Here is a 14,539-nt window from a genome sequence, read left to right on the forward strand (position 1 = left end):
ATGGCACTCAAGAATTATAACCCGACGACGCCGTCGCAGCGCGGGCTGATCCTGATCGACCGTTCGAGCCTGTACAAGGGTCGTCCGGTCAAGGCTCTCACCGAAGGCAAGCGCAAGACCGGTGGCCGCAACAACAAGGGTCACGTGACCTCGCGCGGCATCGCCGGCGGTCACAAGCAGCGCTATCGCATCGTCGATTTCAAGCGCCGCCTGTGGGACGTCGAGGGCACCGTCGAGCGGATCGAATATGATCCCAACCGCACCGCTTTCATCGCGCTCGTGAACTACGGCGCCGACGAGAACGGCAAGGATCGCATCGCCTACATCATCGCTCCGCAGCGCCTCGGCGTCGGCGACAAGGTGATCGCGTCGAAGAAGACCGACGTGAAGCCGGGCAACGCCATGGAGCTGGGCTCGATGCCGGTCGGCACCATCGTCCACAATGTGGAGATGAAGCCGGGCAAGGGCGGTCAGATCGCGCGTTCGGCCGGCACCTATGTGCAGGTCGTCGGCCGTGACCGCGGCATGGTGATCGTTCGCCTCAATTCGGGCGAGCAGCGCTACATCCACTCGAACTGCATGGCGACGGTCGGTGCGGTGTCCAACCCGGACAACCAGAACACCAACCTCGGCAAGGCCGGTCGCAATCGCTGGCTCGGCCAGCGTCCGCTGACCCGCGGCGTCGCCAAGAACCCGGTCGATCACCCGCACGGCGGTGGTGAAGGCCGGACCTCGGGCGGCCGTCATCCGGTCACCCCATGGGGCAAGCCGACCAAGGGTGCGCGCACCCGCCACAACAAGGCGACGGACAAGATGATCATCCGTAGCCGTCACGCGAGGAAGAAGTAATGGCTCGCTCGGTATGGAAGGGTCCGTTCGTGGACCTGCATCTGCTGAAAAAGGCTCAGACCGCGCAGGAAACCAACGCGCGCGCGCCGATCAAGACCTGGTCGCGCCGCTCGACGATCCTGCCCGATTTCGTCGGCCTCACGTTCAACGTCTACAACGGCCGCAAGTTCGTGCCGGTGTCGGTCAACGAGGACATGGTTGGCATGAAGCTCGGCGAGTTCGCTCCCACCCGCTTCTTCCCCGGCCACGCCGCCGACAAGAAGGGTAAGCGCTAATGTCCAAGCCCAAGGCACCCCGTCGCGTCGCCGACAATGAGGCGCTGTCGGTCGGCACGCAGATCCGTGGTTCGGCGCAGAAGCTGAATCTGGTCGCTGGCCTGATCCGCGGCAAGAAGGCTGGCGATGCGATGAACATCCTCCAGTTCTCGACCAAGGCGATGGCCGTCGATGCCCGCAAGGTTCTCGCCTCGGCGATCGCCAATGCGGAAAACAACCATAACCTCGATGTCGACGCGCTCGTCGTCGCCGAGGCTTCGGTCGGCAAGTCGATCACGATGAAGCGCTTCGCGACCCGCGGCCGTGGCAAGTCCACCCGCATCCTGAAGCCGTTCAGCCGTCTTCGCATCGTCGTCCGCGAGCAGGAAGAAGCATAATGGGTCACAAGAGCAATCCGATCGGCCTGCGCCTGCAGATCAACCGTACCTGGGATAGCCGCTGGTTCGCGGAGGGCGCCGATTACGGCCGCCTCCTCATCGAGGACCTCAAGATCCGCAAGTTCATCCTCAAGACGCTGCCCCAGGCCGCGATCTCGAAGGTGGTGATCGAGCGTCCGGCCAAGCTGTGCCGCATCTCGATCTACGCGGCGCGCCCCGGTGTGATCATCGGCAAGAAGGGCACCGACATCGAGAAGCTGCGCAAGACGCTGGGCGAGATGACCTCGTCGGACGTCTCGCTGAACATCGTCGAGATTCGCAAGCCTGAAGTCGATGCCAAGCTCGTCGCGCAGGGCATTGCCGACCAGCTCGAGCGCCGTATCGCTTTCCGTCGCGCCATGAAGCGCGCGGTGCAGTCGGCGATGCGCCTCGGTGCCGAAGGCATCCGGATCAACTGCGGCGGCCGTCTCGGCGGCGCCGAGATCGCCCGTTCGGAATGGTATCGCGAAGGCCGCGTTCCGCTGCACACGCTGCGCGCGAACATCGACCACGCCGAGGCCGAGGCCCACACCGCCTATGGCGTGTGCGGCGTCAAGGTCTGGATCTTCAAGGGCGAGATCCTCGGCCACGATCCGATGGCGACCGACCGTCTCAACATGGAATCGCAGACCTCGGGCGTTCGCCCGGCGCGCGAAGACCGTCGCTAAGGCTAGGACAGAGCAATGTTGCAACCGAAGAAGTTTGCGCACCGCAAGCAGTTCAAGGGCCGCATCCATGGCGACGCCAAGGGTGGGACCACGCTGAACTTCGGCTCCTATGGCCTGAAGGCGATGGAGCCGGAGCGGATCACCGCGCGCCAGATCGAAGCGGCCCGCCGTGCGATCACGCGTCACATCAAGCGCCAGGGTCGCCTCTGGATCCGCATCTTCCCGGACGTTCCGGTTTCGTCGAAGCCGGCCGAAGTCCGCATGGGCTCGGGCAAGGGTGCGCCGGAATATTGGGCCGCCCGCGTCAAGCCGGGCCGCATCCTCTTCGAGCTGGACGGCGTTCCCGGCCCGCTCGCCGCGGAAGCGTTCTCGCGCGCTGCGATGAAGCTGCCGATCAAGGTCAAGGTCGTGGCCCGCCTGGGCGACACCTCGCACCTGGGAGTGTTGTAAGATGACCAAGGCTACCGATCTTCGTGCGAAGACCGAGGACCAGCTGAGCGAAGAGCTCGGCAACCTGAAGCGCGAGGCGTTCAACCTTCGCTTCCAGGCCGCGACCAGCCAGCTCGAAAAGTCGAGCCGGGTCAAGGAAGTCCGTCGCGACATCGCCCGCATCAAGACGCTGCAGAACGAGCGCTCGCGCTCGGCTGCCAAGTAAGGAACGAGACATGCCGAAGCGCGTGCTGACCGGGAACATTGTCTCGGACAAGGGCGACAAGACGGTTGTGGTGCTGGTGGAGCGCAAGGTTAAGCACGCGCTCTACGGCAAGATCATCCGCCGCTCGAAGAAGTATCACGCCCATGACGAGGGCAATGAATACAAGGCCGGCGAGACCGTGCGCATCGAAGAGACCGCGCCGATTTCGAAGCTGAAGACCTGGAAGGTGATCGAGCGGGTCAACACCCACGCGACGCCCGCCAAGGTGACGGCGGAATAATTTCGACGTCATCCCGGCGAAAGCCGGGACCCAGAGCCAGGAGCGGCATCGCCCGTAACCCTGGGCCCCGGTTTTCGCCGGGGTGACGATTAGAGTTTCGGGGCGACCCGGAGGAACTGGAACCCCCGGGCCATTGGTCCCGGTAGGCCAAGAGAGAAGGAACCGGATCGATGATCCAGATGCAGTCCAATCTCGACGTCGCAGACAACAGCGGCGCGAAGCGGGTGCAGTGCATCAAGGTGCTGGGCGGCTCGAAGCGCCGCGTGGCCGGCGTTGGCGACGTGATCGTCGTCAGCATCAAGGAAGCGCAGCCTCGCGGCAAGGTGAAGAAGGGTGACGTTCACCGTGCCGTCATCGTCCGCACCGCCAAGGACATCCGCCGCGCCGATGGCTCGGTCATTCGTTTCGACGGCAATGCCGCCGTGCTGGTCAACAAGAACGAGGAGCCGATCGGCACCCGTATCTTCGGGCCGGTGGTTCGTGAGCTCCGCAACAAGGGCTTCATGAAGATCATCAGCCTTGCGCCGGAGGTGCTGTAAAATGGCGTCCGCCAAGATCAAGAAGGGTGACCAGGTCATCGTCCTGTCCGGCAAGGACAAGGGCCGCACCGGTGAAGTCACCCAGTCGCTGCCGAAGGAAGGCAAGGTCGTCGTCGCCGGCATCAACGTCGCCGTGCGCCACCGCAAGGCTTCGCAGGCCAACCCGCAGGGTGGTCTCGAGCGTTCGGAAGCGCCGATGCACGTCTCGAAGGTCGCGCATGTGACCAAGGACGGCAAGGCGACCCGCGTCCGCTTCGAGGAGCGCGACGGCAAGAAGGTTCGCGTCGCGGTCAAGACCGGGGAGGTCATCAATGGCTGATAAGTACACCCCTCGTCTGCGCAAGCTCTATGACGAGAAGATCGCCAAGGCGATGACCGAGAAGTTCGGCTACAAGAACGTCATGGAAGTTCCGCAGATCGACAAGATCGTGCTGAACATGGGCGTTGGCGAAGCGACCCAGGACAAGAAGAAGGTCGAGCAGGCCGCTTCTGAAATGGAACTGATCGCGGGCCAGAAGCCGGTGATCACCAAGGCGAAGAAGTCGATCGCGCAGTTCAAGCTGCGTGAAGGCATGCCGATCGGCGTGAAGGTCACCCTTCGCCGTGAGCGCATGTACGAGTTCCTCGACCGTTTCGTCACGATCGCGCTGCCGCGCGTTCGCGACTTCCGTGGTCTGAACCCCAAGTCGTTCGACGGCCGTGGCAATTATGCCTGCGGTCTGAAGGAGCAGCTGATCTTCCCGGAAATCAGCTACGACAAGGTCGACAAGATCCGCGGCATGGACGTGATCGTCACCACCACCGCGAAGACTGACGACGAAGCTCGCGAGCTTCTCCGTCTTTTTGGCTTCCCGTTCCCGCTCGATGCGGACGGCGAAGCGCAAGCCGCATAACGAAGAGAGCTTAAGTCCATGGCGAAACTGAGTTCGATCAACAAGAACGAGAAGCGCAAGCTGCTGGTGAAGAAGTATGCCGGCAAGTACGCGAAGCTCAAGGCGACCGCGAATGACAAGTCGCTCGACGAGACCGAGCGCCTGATCGCGCGGCTGAAGATGGCCGAAATCCCCCGCAACGGGAATCCCACGCGGATTCGCAACCGCTGCGAGCTGACCGGCCGCCCGCGCGGTTACTACCGCAAGTTCCGTCTCGCTCGCGTCATGCTGCGCGATCTGGCCAACAAGGGCCTGATCCCCGGCGTCACCAAGTCGAGCTGGTAAGGATAGATCGATGGCATTGACCGATCCCCTGGGTGATATGCTCACCCGCATCCGCAACGGCCAGCGCGCCCGGAAGGACTCCGTCCTGACTCCGGCGAGCAAGCTGCGTGCGCGCGTTCTCGATGTGCTCCAGCGCGAAGGCTATATCCGTGGCTATAGCGAAGAGCAGATGGGCCCCGCCGCGGGCATCCGTATCGAGCTGAAATATTTCGAGGGCCAGCCCGCGATCAAGCATGTCGCGCGCGTCTCGAAGCCCGGCCGCCGCGTCTATTCGGGTTCGCAGGAACTGCCCCGCGTGCGCAACGGCCTCGGCATCACGATCGTTTCGACGCCTCGCGGCGTTCTCTCGGACGCGGAAGCGCGCGAGCAGAATGTCGGCGGCGAAGTGCTCGCGGAGGTGTTCTGATATGAGCCGCATCGGCAAGAAGCCGGTAACCGTACCGGCAGGCGTCACCGCCTCGATCGACGGCGGCGTGCTGAGCGTGAAGGGTCCGAAGGGCACCCTGTCGCTCACGCTTCGCGACGAGATCAAGTACGAGCTTTCGGACGGCGGCATCTCGGTGCAGCCGGCCAACGACAGCAAGTCGGCGCGTGCCTTCTGGGGCATGCAGCGCACGCTCGTTCAGAACCTGGTGACCGGCGTGACCGAGGGCTTCTCCAAGAAGCTCCTGATCACCGGCGTCGGCTATCGCGCGGCGTCGCAGGGCAAGGTGCTCAAGCTCCAGCTCGGCTATTCGCACGACGTCAATTTCGACATCCCAGAGGGTATCGAGATCAAGACGCCGGATCAGACCACGGTCGAGATCTCGGGCATCGACAAGCAGAAGGTCGGCCAGGTGGCCGCGGAAATCCGCCGTTGGCGCAAGCCGGAGCCCTATAAGGGCAAGGGCATCAAGTACGACGGCGAATTCATCTTCCGCAAGGAAGGGAAGAAGAAGTGATCAGCACCAAGGGTCTCTCGCTTTTCGACAAGCGTCGCCGCCGCAACCGTACCGCGCTTCGTGCGCGTTCGGGTGGCCGTCCCCGTCTTTCGGTCCATCGCTCGGGCAAGCACATCTATGCCCAGGTGATCGACGATGCCGCCGGCAAGACCGTCGCCTCGGCCTCGACGCTCGACAAGAGCGTCAAGGGCAAGGCCGGCTCGAACGTCGCCGCGGCGCAGGAAGTTGGCAAGCGCGTTGCCGAGGCGGCCAAGGCTGCCGGCGTGACGCAGGTCGTCTTCGACCGTGGCGGCTTCCTCTATCATGGCCGCGTCAAGGCGCTGGCCGATGCCGCTCGTGAGAGCGGACTGGAGTTCTAAGATGGCGGACGAAATCAACACGACCGAAGCTCCGGTCGAGGCGCAGGACGCCGGCGCACCCGAGGGCCGTGGCCCGCGTGGCGGCCGTGGACGCGGCCCCGGCGGCGGCAACAACCGTGGCGGCCGTGACGGCAACCGCGGCCGTCGCGACGACCGTCGCGGCGCGCAGGACGATGGCGGCGAAGAGCTGATCGAGAAGCTGGTCCACATCAACCGCGTCTCGAAGACGGTGAAGGGCGGCAAGCGCTTCGGCTTCGCGGCACTCGTCGTGGTCGGCGACGGCAAGGGCCGTGTCGGCTTCGGTCATGGCAAGGCGCGCGAAGTGCCGGAAGCCATTTCGAAGGCGACCGCTTCGGCGAAGAAGGCGATGGTCCGCATTCCGCTCAAGGAAGGCCGCACCCTGCATCATGACGGCAACGGTCACTTCGGCGCAGGCCGCGTGACGGTTCGCTCGGCTCCGGCCGGCACCGGCATCATCGCGGGTGGCCCGATGCGCGCCATCTTCGAATCGCTGGGCGTCGCGGACGTCGTCACCAAGTCGGTCGGCACGTCGAACCCCTACAACATGATCCGCGCCACCTTCGAGGCGCTGAACGAGCAGACTTCGCCGAAGTCGGTCGCTCAGCGGCGCGGCAAGAAGATCGCCGACCTGCTCGGCCGCGGTGGTTCGCAGACCGCCGAGGCGGATGCGGCCGCGATCGCGGAGTAAGCGACAATGGCTACCATCAAGATCAAGCAGACCGGTTCGCCGATCCGCCGCACCAAGGATCAGCGCGCGACGCTGATCGGCCTCGGCCTGAACAAGATGCATCGCGTCAGCGAGCTTCAGGACAGCCCCGAGGTTCGCGGCATGATCCGCAAGGTTCAGCACATGGTCGAGATCCAGGACTAAGTCCCGCTCTCAACCTAGACAGGCGAAGGGGAGGGGGCTAAGCGGCCCCCTTTCCAATTTCACCAGCGCGACAAAAGCGAAAGCGAGTGCACGACATGAAGATCAACGAACTCAAGGACAATGAAGGCGCCCGCAAGGGCCGGATGCGCGTCGGACGCGGCATCGGTTCGGGCAAGGGCAAGACCGCCGGCCGTGGCCAGAAGGGTCAGAAGAGCCGTGAAGGCGTTTCGATCAACGGCTTCGAGGGCGGTCAGATGCCGCTCCACATGCGCATCCCGAAGCGCGGCTTCAACAATATCTTCGCCAAGGATTATTCCGAGGTGAACCTGGGCGCGATCCAGAAGGCGGTCGATGCCGGCAAGCTCGACGCCAAGGCGACCATCGACCAGGCGGCGCTCAACGCGGCCGGCCTGACTCGCGGCGGCAAGGACGGCGTGCGCCTGCTCGCCAAGGGCGAGTTCTCGGCCAAGCTGAACTTCACCGTCGCCGGCGCCTCAAAGACCGCCAAGGAAGCGGTCGAGAAGGCGGGCGGTTCGGTGAACATCCCCGAGATCGTTCCCGCCGCCGAAAAGGCCAAGGCCAAGCACCGTTCGGTGCAGAAGGTCATCGCCGCCAAGAAGGCGGGCGGCAAGGCCGCCTGATTTCGTTCCCGGCCAAAAGCCGGGGACAAATTGCTCGACAGGTTAGACAACCCGGCGAGCGTGCCTATATGAGCGGCGGGGGGCGTTAATCGGCGTCCGCCGCCGTTTCAGTTTCCAGGACGAATACGCACATGGCATCCGCATCCGATGCGCTCGCATCCAACATCAGCCTGAGCAAGTTCGCTCAGGCGACCGATCTCAAGAAGCGGCTGTGGTTCACCCTCGGCGCGCTGATCGTTTTCCGCATGCTGAGCTATGTGCCGCTGCCGGGCGTCGATCCCACCCAGCTGAACCTGCTGGCGGAGCAGACTCAGGGCGGCGTCCTCGACTTCTTCAACAATTTCACCGGTGGCGCGCTCAGCCGCATGTCGGTCGTCGCGCTCGGCGTGATGCCCTACATCACCGCCTCGATCGTGGTGCAGCTGGCGACCTCGCTGTCGCCGCAGCTCAATGCGATCAAGAAGGAAGGCGAGAGCGGCCGCAAGCGCCTGAACCAATATACCCGCTATGGCACGGTCGCGCTGACCGCGGTGCAGGGCTGGTTCATTGCCGTCGGGCTTGAGAGCTTCGGCGCGACCCAGGGTCTTCAGGCCGTGATCGAGCCGGGCCTGCTGTTCCGCGTCGGCGCGGTGATCAGCCTTATCGGCGGCACCCTGTTCCTGATGTGGATCGGTGAGCAGATCACCAGCCGCGGCATCGGCAACGGCATCTCGCTGATCATCATGGCCGGCATCGTCGCGCGTCTGCCGCAGACGATGGTCCAGCTGTTCGAGAGCGGCCGTCAGGGCACGATCGATCCGTTGCGGCTGATCCTGATCCTGGTCGGCGTCGCCGCGATCGTCCTGCTGATCTGCTTCATGGAGCGCGCACAGCGTCGTATCCTGATCCAGTATCCCAAGCGCCAGACCGCGCGCGGGGTGCAGGCGGAGCGCAGCCATCTGCCGCTCAAGCTCAACACCGCCAACGTCATTCCGCCGATCTTCGCCTCGTCGCTGCTGCTGCTGCCGCTGACGATCACGCAGTTCGCCGGCAATATGACCGCGGGCGAGAGCAGCTGGGGCGACTTCATCATCACCCTCAACACCTATCTGCGCCACGGTTCGCCGCTGTACATGACGCTCTATGGCGCGGGCATCATCTTCTTCACCTTCTTCTACACCGCGGTGGTCTTCAACCCCGAGGAGACGGCGGAGAATCTGAAGAAATATGGCGGGTTCATCCCGGGCATCCGTCCGGGCAAGAATACCGAGAAATATTTCGACTATGTCCTCACCCGCATCACCGTGATCGGTGCGGCGTACCTGACCTTCATCTGTCTGGTGCCCGAATATCTGATCGCGACGATGGGCGTGCAGTTCCTGATGGGCGGCACCAGCCTGCTCATCGTCGTCAACGTGACGATGGACACGGTCACCCAGATCCAGTCGCATCTGCTCGCCCATCAATATGGCGACCTGATCAAGAAGGCGAAGCTCAAGGGCCGCGGGCGCTAAACGGCGCAGCGAACAACAGGGAGAGTTGGGCGTGAACATCATCCTGTTGGGACCGCCGGGTGCCGGCAAGGGCACCCAGGCGGAGCGGCTGGTTACCGGCCGGGGCATGATCCAGCTCTCCACGGGCGACATGCTCCGCGCCGCGCGCAAGGCCGATACCCCATTGGGGCATCAGGTCGCCGCCGTGATGGATTCGGGCGCGCTCGTCTCGGACGAGATCGTGTCGGCGCTGATCGACGACAAGCTCGGCTCGATGTCCGACGATCAGGGCGCGATCTTCGACGGCTATCCGCGCACCGCCGCGCAGGCGGAATCGCTCGACGGTCTGCTCGCCGCGCATGGCCGCGAGCTCCAGCACGTCATCGAGCTGCAGGTCGATGAGGATGCGCTGGTCGAGCGCATCACCGGCCGCTTCAGCTGCGCCAATTGCGGCGCGAACTATCACGACAAGTTCAAGCAGCCCAAACAGGCCGACACCTGCGACGTATGCGGGGAGCATGCGTTCAAGCGCCGCCCCGACGACAATGAAGCCACCGTCCGCACGCGGATGGAGGAATATCGCGCCAAGACCGCGCCGATCCTGCCGATCTACGAAGCGCGCGGCATCGTCAGCCGGGTCGATGGCATGGCCGACATGGATCATGTGACCGCGGCGATCGCGGCGGTTTTGGACGGACGGAGCTAGAGGCTAATTTGCCGGGCAGGACGTGCGCGCGTAGACTACGCCTGCCACATCAAGCCATCCGATCGCCCCGATCCGGTGGTCCAGACAAAGCTGCCATCGTCTTCGCGGCGCAAGCCGAATATGTAGCTGGCGTTGCCGCGTACAAAGCTGCCGCCTTCGTTCTGCGCGTTGGGTGCGCGCTCGACACCGGGCGAGACTGAGACGCTGATCGACTGCTTGCCGCGATCTACAGCATAAGATCGCGGCGGCAATCCTGCCATCTGGAATTCGGTTTCGGTAATCCTCAGCGGCGGCCAGCCCGGCGCGCTGTAATAGCCTTGTGCGTCGGCACGCGGGAAAGGAGGCGGAGGTGTCGCTGGCAGCCACCACGAAATCACCAGCGCAGCAATTACGCCGCCTATGGCGACAACCCGGACCAGGCCAATGTCACCCTCTCCGAAAACGTAGCTGCGGAATGCCATGCCCGGCATTCTAAGTCCGGGCATGATGTATGAAAATCGCAACATGACAAAATCTTCATCTCCGCGTCACCGGAGCGGCTGACTCGCCGGCGTAGAAGCATTTCCACGGACGGCGTTGGTGCCGCCCGGTCTGGAGATTGCAAGATGAACGCTCGTTTCCTCCTCCCGCTCGCCGCGCTGTCGATGATCGCCGCGCCGGCAATGGCGGGCACCACCACCCACAAGACCACCACCCACAAGGTCAAGGCCGAGAAGCCGGCCAAGCCCGCAAAGCCCGCCAAGGCGGCCAAGAAGGCGAAGTAACCCCGCGCCTCTCTAATCACTGCCCTGTGATTGACGGCCGGCGGAGACCCCTTTCCGCCGGCCGTTTGGCGTCCTAAGCGGTGACGAGGCCTGCATATGACCCGTAAGATCCTGATCGTCGAAGACGACGCCGCATCCGCCGCCTATCTGGCCAAGGGGCTGGGCGAGGCCGGGTTCGCTGTCGAAAGCTGCGGCGATGGCCGCGATGGTCTGTTTCTCGCGTCCGAGGGCATTTTCGACCTGATCGTCATCGATCGTATGCTGCCGGGGCTCGACGGCCTTTCGGTGCTCGGCGCGCTCAGGGCCGCGGGCATCCGCACTCCGGCGCTGGTCCTGTCCGCGCTCGGCACCGTCGACGACCGGGTCAATGGCCTGCGTGCCGGTGCCGACGATTATCTCACCAAGCCCTTCTCCTTCACCGAACTGCTCGCCCGCGCCGAGGCCCTGCTGCGCCGCGCCGAGGGCGTTTCGGTCGGGTCCGCGCCGACGCGCCTGTCGGTCGGCGACCTCGAAATCGATTTGCTCGCGCGCACCGTCCAGCGCGCCGGCCGCGCCATTCCGCTCGGCGCGCGCGAGTTCAACCTGCTCGAATTCCTCGCCCGCCATGCCGGGCAGGTCGTCACCCGGACGATGATGCTCGAGAAGATCTGGAACTATCATTTCGATCCGGGCTCGAACGTCGTTGACGTCCATATCGGACGCCTGCGCCGCAAGCTCGAAGAGGGCTTCGCCACGCCGATCCTGCATACCGTGCGCGGCGCCGGCTACCGGCTGTCGCCCGACGAATGATCCGCCTGTCGATCACGGCGCGGCTGGCGCTGCTCGCCGTCGCGCTCGCCCTCGCGTCGAGCTTCGTGATCGCCGGCTTCGTCTGGCAGCAGACCCATGACGACGCGATCGGCCAGTTGCGCCGCGACACCGTCGAGCAGGCCGATACCTTCGCCGCGGTCTGGCGCTCGGGCGGCACCGATGCGCTGGCGCAGGCGATCAGCGATGCGCAGGAGGGCGACGATTCGCTCGTCGCCGAAGTCGTCGATGGGCAGGGCCAGCGCCGTCTCGGCGTCGGTCCCGATCGCCTCGCCTTCGTCCCCGCCGCCGAGCCGTTCCGCATCGATACGCTGGCGTTGAACGGCGACTGGGGACAGCGCGAGGTCGGTTTCGCGATCCGTCCGGTCGGGCGCGACTGGCTGGTGAGCGGCCGCCTGCTCGACGATTGGGAGCGCGCCCAGCGCACCATCGAGCGGGCGCTGCTCCTCGCCATCCTGCTTTCGGTCCTGCTCGGCGTCGCCGCCGGCCTCGTCCTCACCCGCTATGTCAGCACTCGGCTCAATCGCATCGCTGGCGCGGTCGATGCCGTCGCCGCTGGCGATCTGACCCGCCGTGTCGGCACCGTCGCGGGCGGCGGGGACGCCTTCGACCGGCTCGGCAGCCGGATCGACGGCATGCTCGACCGGATCGACCGGCTGATGGCCGAGCTGCGCATCGTCACCGATTCGATCGCCCATGATCTGCGCTCGCCGATCGCCCGCCTGCGCGCCCGTGCCGAGGCCGCTTCCTCGGCGCCGACGCCGGCCCAGCGCGACGCCGCGCTCGCCGGCCTCACCGCCGAGACCGATCTGGTGATGCGGATGCTGACCGTCCTGCTGGAGATCAGCCGGTCCGAAGCGGTTACACGCGACGCCCTGGTCACGCTCGACCCCGCCGGGCTGATCGAAGAGATCGCCGATCTCTACGCCCCCGTTGCCGAGGATGCCGGCCTCCGCTTCGCGCTCGATATCCAGCCGGCGCCGCCGGCGCGGCTCCATCGCGAATTGCTCAGCCAGGCGATCGCTAATCTCATCGACAACGCGCTGCGCCATGCCGGGCAGGGGGGCGAGATCGCCCTGTCGCTATCCAGTGCCGATGGCGCGCTGCGCATCACTGTCGCCGATCGCGGCCCCGGCATCGCTCCCGCCGATCAGGACCGCGCCCGCAGCCGCTTCGGCCGCCTCGACAGCGCCCGCAGCCTGCCCGGCGCGGGGCTGGGGCTGGCGCTGGTCGACGCGGTGGCTCGCCTCCACGGTGGCCGCCTGGAGCTCGCCGACAACGATCCGGGGCTGATCGCCGCGATCGTCATCCCGTATGATTGAGCCTCGCGGCCATCAACTCCCGGTTAACGGCACGATGCGACAAGGGGCGGCGAGGGAGTACGCCGCGTGTCGCCAAAGGTCGCCTTGCTGAAAGCCGCGGCGCTGTCTGGTTTGTCAGGTATCGCCCGCCGCGTGAGCGCGCGCCAGCTGCGTATCCTCTGCTATCACGGCCTCTGGCTGGGCGAGGACAGGCCCTATGGCAACTGCCTGTTCATGACGCCGGCGATGTTCGATAGCCGGATGAGGGCGCTGCGCCGCTCGGGCCGCCCGGTGCTGGGCCTGGACGAAGCGGTTGCCCGCTTGTCCGCCGGCGATCTGCCGGAGGCCGCGGTGGTCATCACCATCGATGACGGCTGGGCATCGGCCCACAGCCATATGCTGCCGATACTGGAACGCTACGAACTGCCCGCGACGCTATACGCCACCACCTGGTATTCCGGCCGCGATCTTCCGGTGATCAACGTCGCGGTCGGCTATCTGCTGGCGGCGGCGGGCTGCGATCCGTCTGCACGCGCCCGCGAGATACGCCGCATCGAGCAATTGCCCGAGCGGGACCGCCTCGCGGCGTTGCGCGATCTCGGCCGCTCGCTGGGCGTCGGCGAAGCCTGGCTCGACCGCCGGCAGTTCCACCTGATGCGTCCGGCCGAGATCGCCGATGCCCATGCGCGCGGCCTCGATATCCAGATGCACACCCACCGCCATATCGATGTCGCCGCCAATCTCGGGCTGCTGGCGCGCGAGATCGAGGACAACCGGGCCTTCCTCGCCGCGGCGGGCGTGCCGGAGCCGCGCCATTTCTGCTATCCCAGCGGCACCTGGCATCGTCTCGCCCCGGCCATGCTCGCCGCCGAAGGCGTCGCCTCCGCGACCTTGGTCGATGAAGGGCTCAATCCGCCAGGCACCGATCCCCATGCGCTGCGCCGTTTCGTCGATGGCCCCGCCGTGTCGCGCGCCGAGTTCCACGCCTATCTCAGCGGTTCGCTCGAATATCTGGCGCATATGCGCCGCATCGCCGACGGCATCCGATTCGAGGCACCACGCCGGGCGGCGGCCGCCTCCAGCCTGTTGCTCTGCGCCGTCTGAGACGGCGGATATCCCGTTCCTGAAGCGGGACAGCGTCCCGCCGCACCCGCTTGGCGCAGGCGCAACCTTGGTGTATATATCCGCTTCCGACGAAAGCCGTCCGCAGCGCTTGACAGTGCCTGCGGGGCTGCATATGTCGCGCATCTTCCGAAACAGCGGTTTCACCGGCAGCGCTTCCACGCGCTTGCCGCGCGACTGCATTTTCGGAGTAACGCTACGATATGGGATGCACGCTGCCATGCCGCATCCTGTGGAGCTGGGAGAATAATTCATGGCTCGTATTGCGGGTGTCAATATCCCGACCAACAAGCGCGTCGTTATCGCGCTGCAGTATATCCACGGTATCGGCCCGGCCAAGGCCAAGGAAATCACCGACAAGCTGGGCATCGCCGCCGAGCGCCGCGTGCAGGACCTGTCGGACCAGGAAGTGCTGCAGATCCGCGAGACCATCGACGCCGGTTACTCCGTTGAGGGTGACCTTCGCCGCGAAACCGCGATGAACATCAAGCGCCTGATGGATCTGGCCTGCTATCGCGGCCTCCGTCACCGTAAGGGCCTCCCGGTCCGTGGCCAGCGCACGCACACCAATGCGCGCACCCGCAAGGGCAAGGCCAAGCCGATCGCCGGCAAGAAGAAGTAAGGGAGCGCTGAAC

Annotated in this window: 25 protein-coding genes; 24 read left to right on the forward strand and 1 reads right to left on the reverse strand. The window is 65.2% G+C overall.

What is annotated here, in order from left to right; translation table 11 throughout:
* The 19 genes from rplB (at position 1) to KF730_RS04870 (ending at position 9,910) form a co-directional block, all read left to right on the forward strand.
* Positions 1-849 carry a 50S ribosomal protein L2 gene (gene rplB / locus KF730_RS04780; RefSeq protein ID WP_294092595.1) on the forward strand — a complete coding sequence of 283 codons (849 nt, stop codon included), beginning with the start codon at positions 1-3 and terminating at the stop codon, positions 847-849.
* Complete coding sequence (rpsS, locus tag KF730_RS04785; protein WP_066797106.1) at positions 849-1,124, forward strand: 30S ribosomal protein S19; 276 nt, start codon at positions 849-851, stop codon at positions 1,122-1,124. Before rplB ends, rpsS begins: the two co-directional genes overlap by 1 nt.
* Positions 1,124-1,501: a 50S ribosomal protein L22 gene (gene rplV, locus KF730_RS04790; RefSeq protein ID WP_066797103.1), complete on the forward strand. Its 378-nt coding sequence runs from the start codon at positions 1,124-1,126 to the stop codon at positions 1,499-1,501. Before rpsS ends, rplV begins: the two co-directional genes overlap by 1 nt.
* Positions 1,501-2,208: a 30S ribosomal protein S3 gene (gene rpsC / locus KF730_RS04795; protein ID WP_294092597.1), complete on the forward strand. Its 708-nt coding sequence runs from the start codon at positions 1,501-1,503 to the stop codon at positions 2,206-2,208. Before rplV ends, rpsC begins: the two co-directional genes overlap by 1 nt.
* A gap of 15 nt (positions 2,209-2,223) precedes the next feature.
* Positions 2,224-2,658, forward strand: a complete 435-nt coding sequence (gene rplP, locus KF730_RS04800; protein ID WP_294092598.1) for a 50S ribosomal protein L16 — start codon at positions 2,224-2,226, stop codon at positions 2,656-2,658.
* A 1-nt stretch (position 2,659) separates the two neighbouring features.
* On the forward strand, positions 2,660-2,863 hold the full coding sequence (rpmC, locus tag KF730_RS04805) for a 50S ribosomal protein L29 (protein WP_294092599.1): 204 nt from the start codon (positions 2,660-2,662) through the stop codon (positions 2,861-2,863).
* A gap of 10 nt (positions 2,864-2,873) precedes the next feature.
* Positions 2,874-3,143 carry a 30S ribosomal protein S17 gene (gene rpsQ, locus KF730_RS04810; protein ID WP_294092600.1) on the forward strand — a complete coding sequence of 90 codons (270 nt, stop codon included), beginning with the start codon at positions 2,874-2,876 and terminating at the stop codon, positions 3,141-3,143.
* A 170-nt stretch (positions 3,144-3,313) separates the two neighbouring features.
* Positions 3,314-3,682, forward strand: a complete 369-nt coding sequence (rplN, locus tag KF730_RS04815; protein ID WP_066797091.1) for a 50S ribosomal protein L14 — start codon at positions 3,314-3,316, stop codon at positions 3,680-3,682.
* A 1-nt stretch (position 3,683) separates the two neighbouring features.
* Positions 3,684-4,001 (forward strand): 50S ribosomal protein L24, encoded by a 318-nt coding sequence (rplX, locus tag KF730_RS04820; protein WP_294092602.1) that lies wholly within the window; start codon positions 3,684-3,686, stop codon positions 3,999-4,001.
* On the forward strand, positions 3,994-4,575 hold the full coding sequence (rplE, locus tag KF730_RS04825) for a 50S ribosomal protein L5 (RefSeq protein ID WP_294092603.1): 582 nt from the start codon (positions 3,994-3,996) through the stop codon (positions 4,573-4,575). Before rplX ends, rplE begins: the two co-directional genes overlap by 8 nt.
* Positions 4,576-4,593: 18 nt before the next feature.
* Positions 4,594-4,899 (forward strand): 30S ribosomal protein S14, encoded by a 306-nt coding sequence (gene rpsN / locus KF730_RS04830; RefSeq protein ID WP_294092604.1) that lies wholly within the window; start codon positions 4,594-4,596, stop codon positions 4,897-4,899.
* Between the two features lie 10 nt (positions 4,900-4,909).
* A complete protein-coding gene (gene rpsH / locus KF730_RS04835) occupies positions 4,910-5,305 on the forward strand; it encodes a 30S ribosomal protein S8 (RefSeq protein ID WP_066797082.1) in 396 nt (131 codons plus the stop codon).
* 1 nt (position 5,306) lies between these two features.
* On the forward strand, positions 5,307-5,840 hold the full coding sequence (gene rplF / locus KF730_RS04840) for a 50S ribosomal protein L6 (RefSeq protein WP_294092605.1): 534 nt from the start codon (positions 5,307-5,309) through the stop codon (positions 5,838-5,840).
* Positions 5,840-6,199 (forward strand): 50S ribosomal protein L18, encoded by a 360-nt coding sequence (rplR, locus tag KF730_RS04845; protein ID WP_294095711.1) that lies wholly within the window; start codon positions 5,840-5,842, stop codon positions 6,197-6,199. Before rplF ends, rplR begins: the two co-directional genes overlap by 1 nt.
* Before the next feature lies 1 nt (position 6,200).
* On the forward strand, positions 6,201-6,908 hold the full coding sequence (rpsE, locus tag KF730_RS04850; protein WP_294092606.1) for a 30S ribosomal protein S5: 708 nt from the start codon (positions 6,201-6,203) through the stop codon (positions 6,906-6,908).
* A 6-nt stretch (positions 6,909-6,914) separates the two neighbouring features.
* Complete coding sequence (rpmD, locus tag KF730_RS04855) at positions 6,915-7,091, forward strand: 50S ribosomal protein L30 (RefSeq protein WP_294092607.1); 177 nt, start codon at positions 6,915-6,917, stop codon at positions 7,089-7,091.
* 95 nt (positions 7,092-7,186) lie between these two features.
* A complete protein-coding gene (gene rplO, locus KF730_RS04860; RefSeq protein ID WP_294095714.1) occupies positions 7,187-7,732 on the forward strand; it encodes a 50S ribosomal protein L15 in 546 nt (181 codons plus the stop codon).
* Positions 7,733-7,863: 131 nt separating this feature from the next.
* The gene (gene secY, locus KF730_RS04865; RefSeq protein WP_294092608.1) at positions 7,864-9,225 is read left to right on the forward strand and encodes a preprotein translocase subunit SecY; all 1,362 of its coding nucleotides are present in this window, start codon (positions 7,864-7,866) and stop codon (positions 9,223-9,225) included.
* Between the two features lie 31 nt (positions 9,226-9,256).
* Positions 9,257-9,910 (forward strand): adenylate kinase, encoded by a 654-nt coding sequence (locus tag KF730_RS04870; RefSeq protein ID WP_294092609.1) that lies wholly within the window; start codon positions 9,257-9,259, stop codon positions 9,908-9,910.
* Positions 9,911-9,945: 35 nt separating this feature from the next.
* Here the strand turns inward: KF730_RS04870 and KF730_RS04875 are convergent, their stop codons facing one another.
* Positions 9,946-10,371 carry a hypothetical protein gene (locus KF730_RS04875; RefSeq protein ID WP_294092610.1) on the reverse strand — a complete coding sequence of 142 codons (426 nt, stop codon included), beginning with the start codon at positions 10,369-10,371 and terminating at the stop codon, positions 9,946-9,948.
* Positions 10,372-10,515: 144 nt separating this feature from the next.
* Between KF730_RS04875 and KF730_RS04880 the strand changes: the two genes are divergently transcribed.
* From KF730_RS04880 to rpsM, 5 genes are all read left to right on the forward strand, one after another.
* On the forward strand, positions 10,516-10,674 hold the full coding sequence (locus tag KF730_RS04880) for a hypothetical protein (RefSeq protein ID WP_294092611.1): 159 nt from the start codon (positions 10,516-10,518) through the stop codon (positions 10,672-10,674).
* Between the two features lie 96 nt (positions 10,675-10,770).
* Entirely contained in the window at positions 10,771-11,463 is a 693-nt protein-coding gene (locus KF730_RS04885; protein WP_294092612.1) for a response regulator transcription factor, read from the forward strand.
* Positions 11,460-12,803, forward strand: a complete 1,344-nt coding sequence (locus KF730_RS04890) for a HAMP domain-containing sensor histidine kinase (RefSeq protein ID WP_294092613.1) — start codon at positions 11,460-11,462, stop codon at positions 12,801-12,803. The genes KF730_RS04885 and KF730_RS04890 overlap by 4 nt, the downstream gene beginning before the upstream one ends.
* A gap of 66 nt (positions 12,804-12,869) precedes the next feature.
* Positions 12,870-13,886, forward strand: a complete 1,017-nt coding sequence (locus tag KF730_RS04895; protein WP_294092614.1) for a polysaccharide deacetylase family protein — start codon at positions 12,870-12,872, stop codon at positions 13,884-13,886.
* A 271-nt stretch (positions 13,887-14,157) separates the two neighbouring features.
* On the forward strand, positions 14,158-14,526 hold the full coding sequence (rpsM, locus tag KF730_RS04900; protein ID WP_294092615.1) for a 30S ribosomal protein S13: 369 nt from the start codon (positions 14,158-14,160) through the stop codon (positions 14,524-14,526).
* Positions 14,527-14,539 lie beyond the last annotated feature (13 nt).

This window comes from Sphingomonas sp., from assembly GCF_019635515.1.
Classification (GTDB): Bacteria; Pseudomonadota; Alphaproteobacteria; order Sphingomonadales; family Sphingomonadaceae; genus Sphingomonas.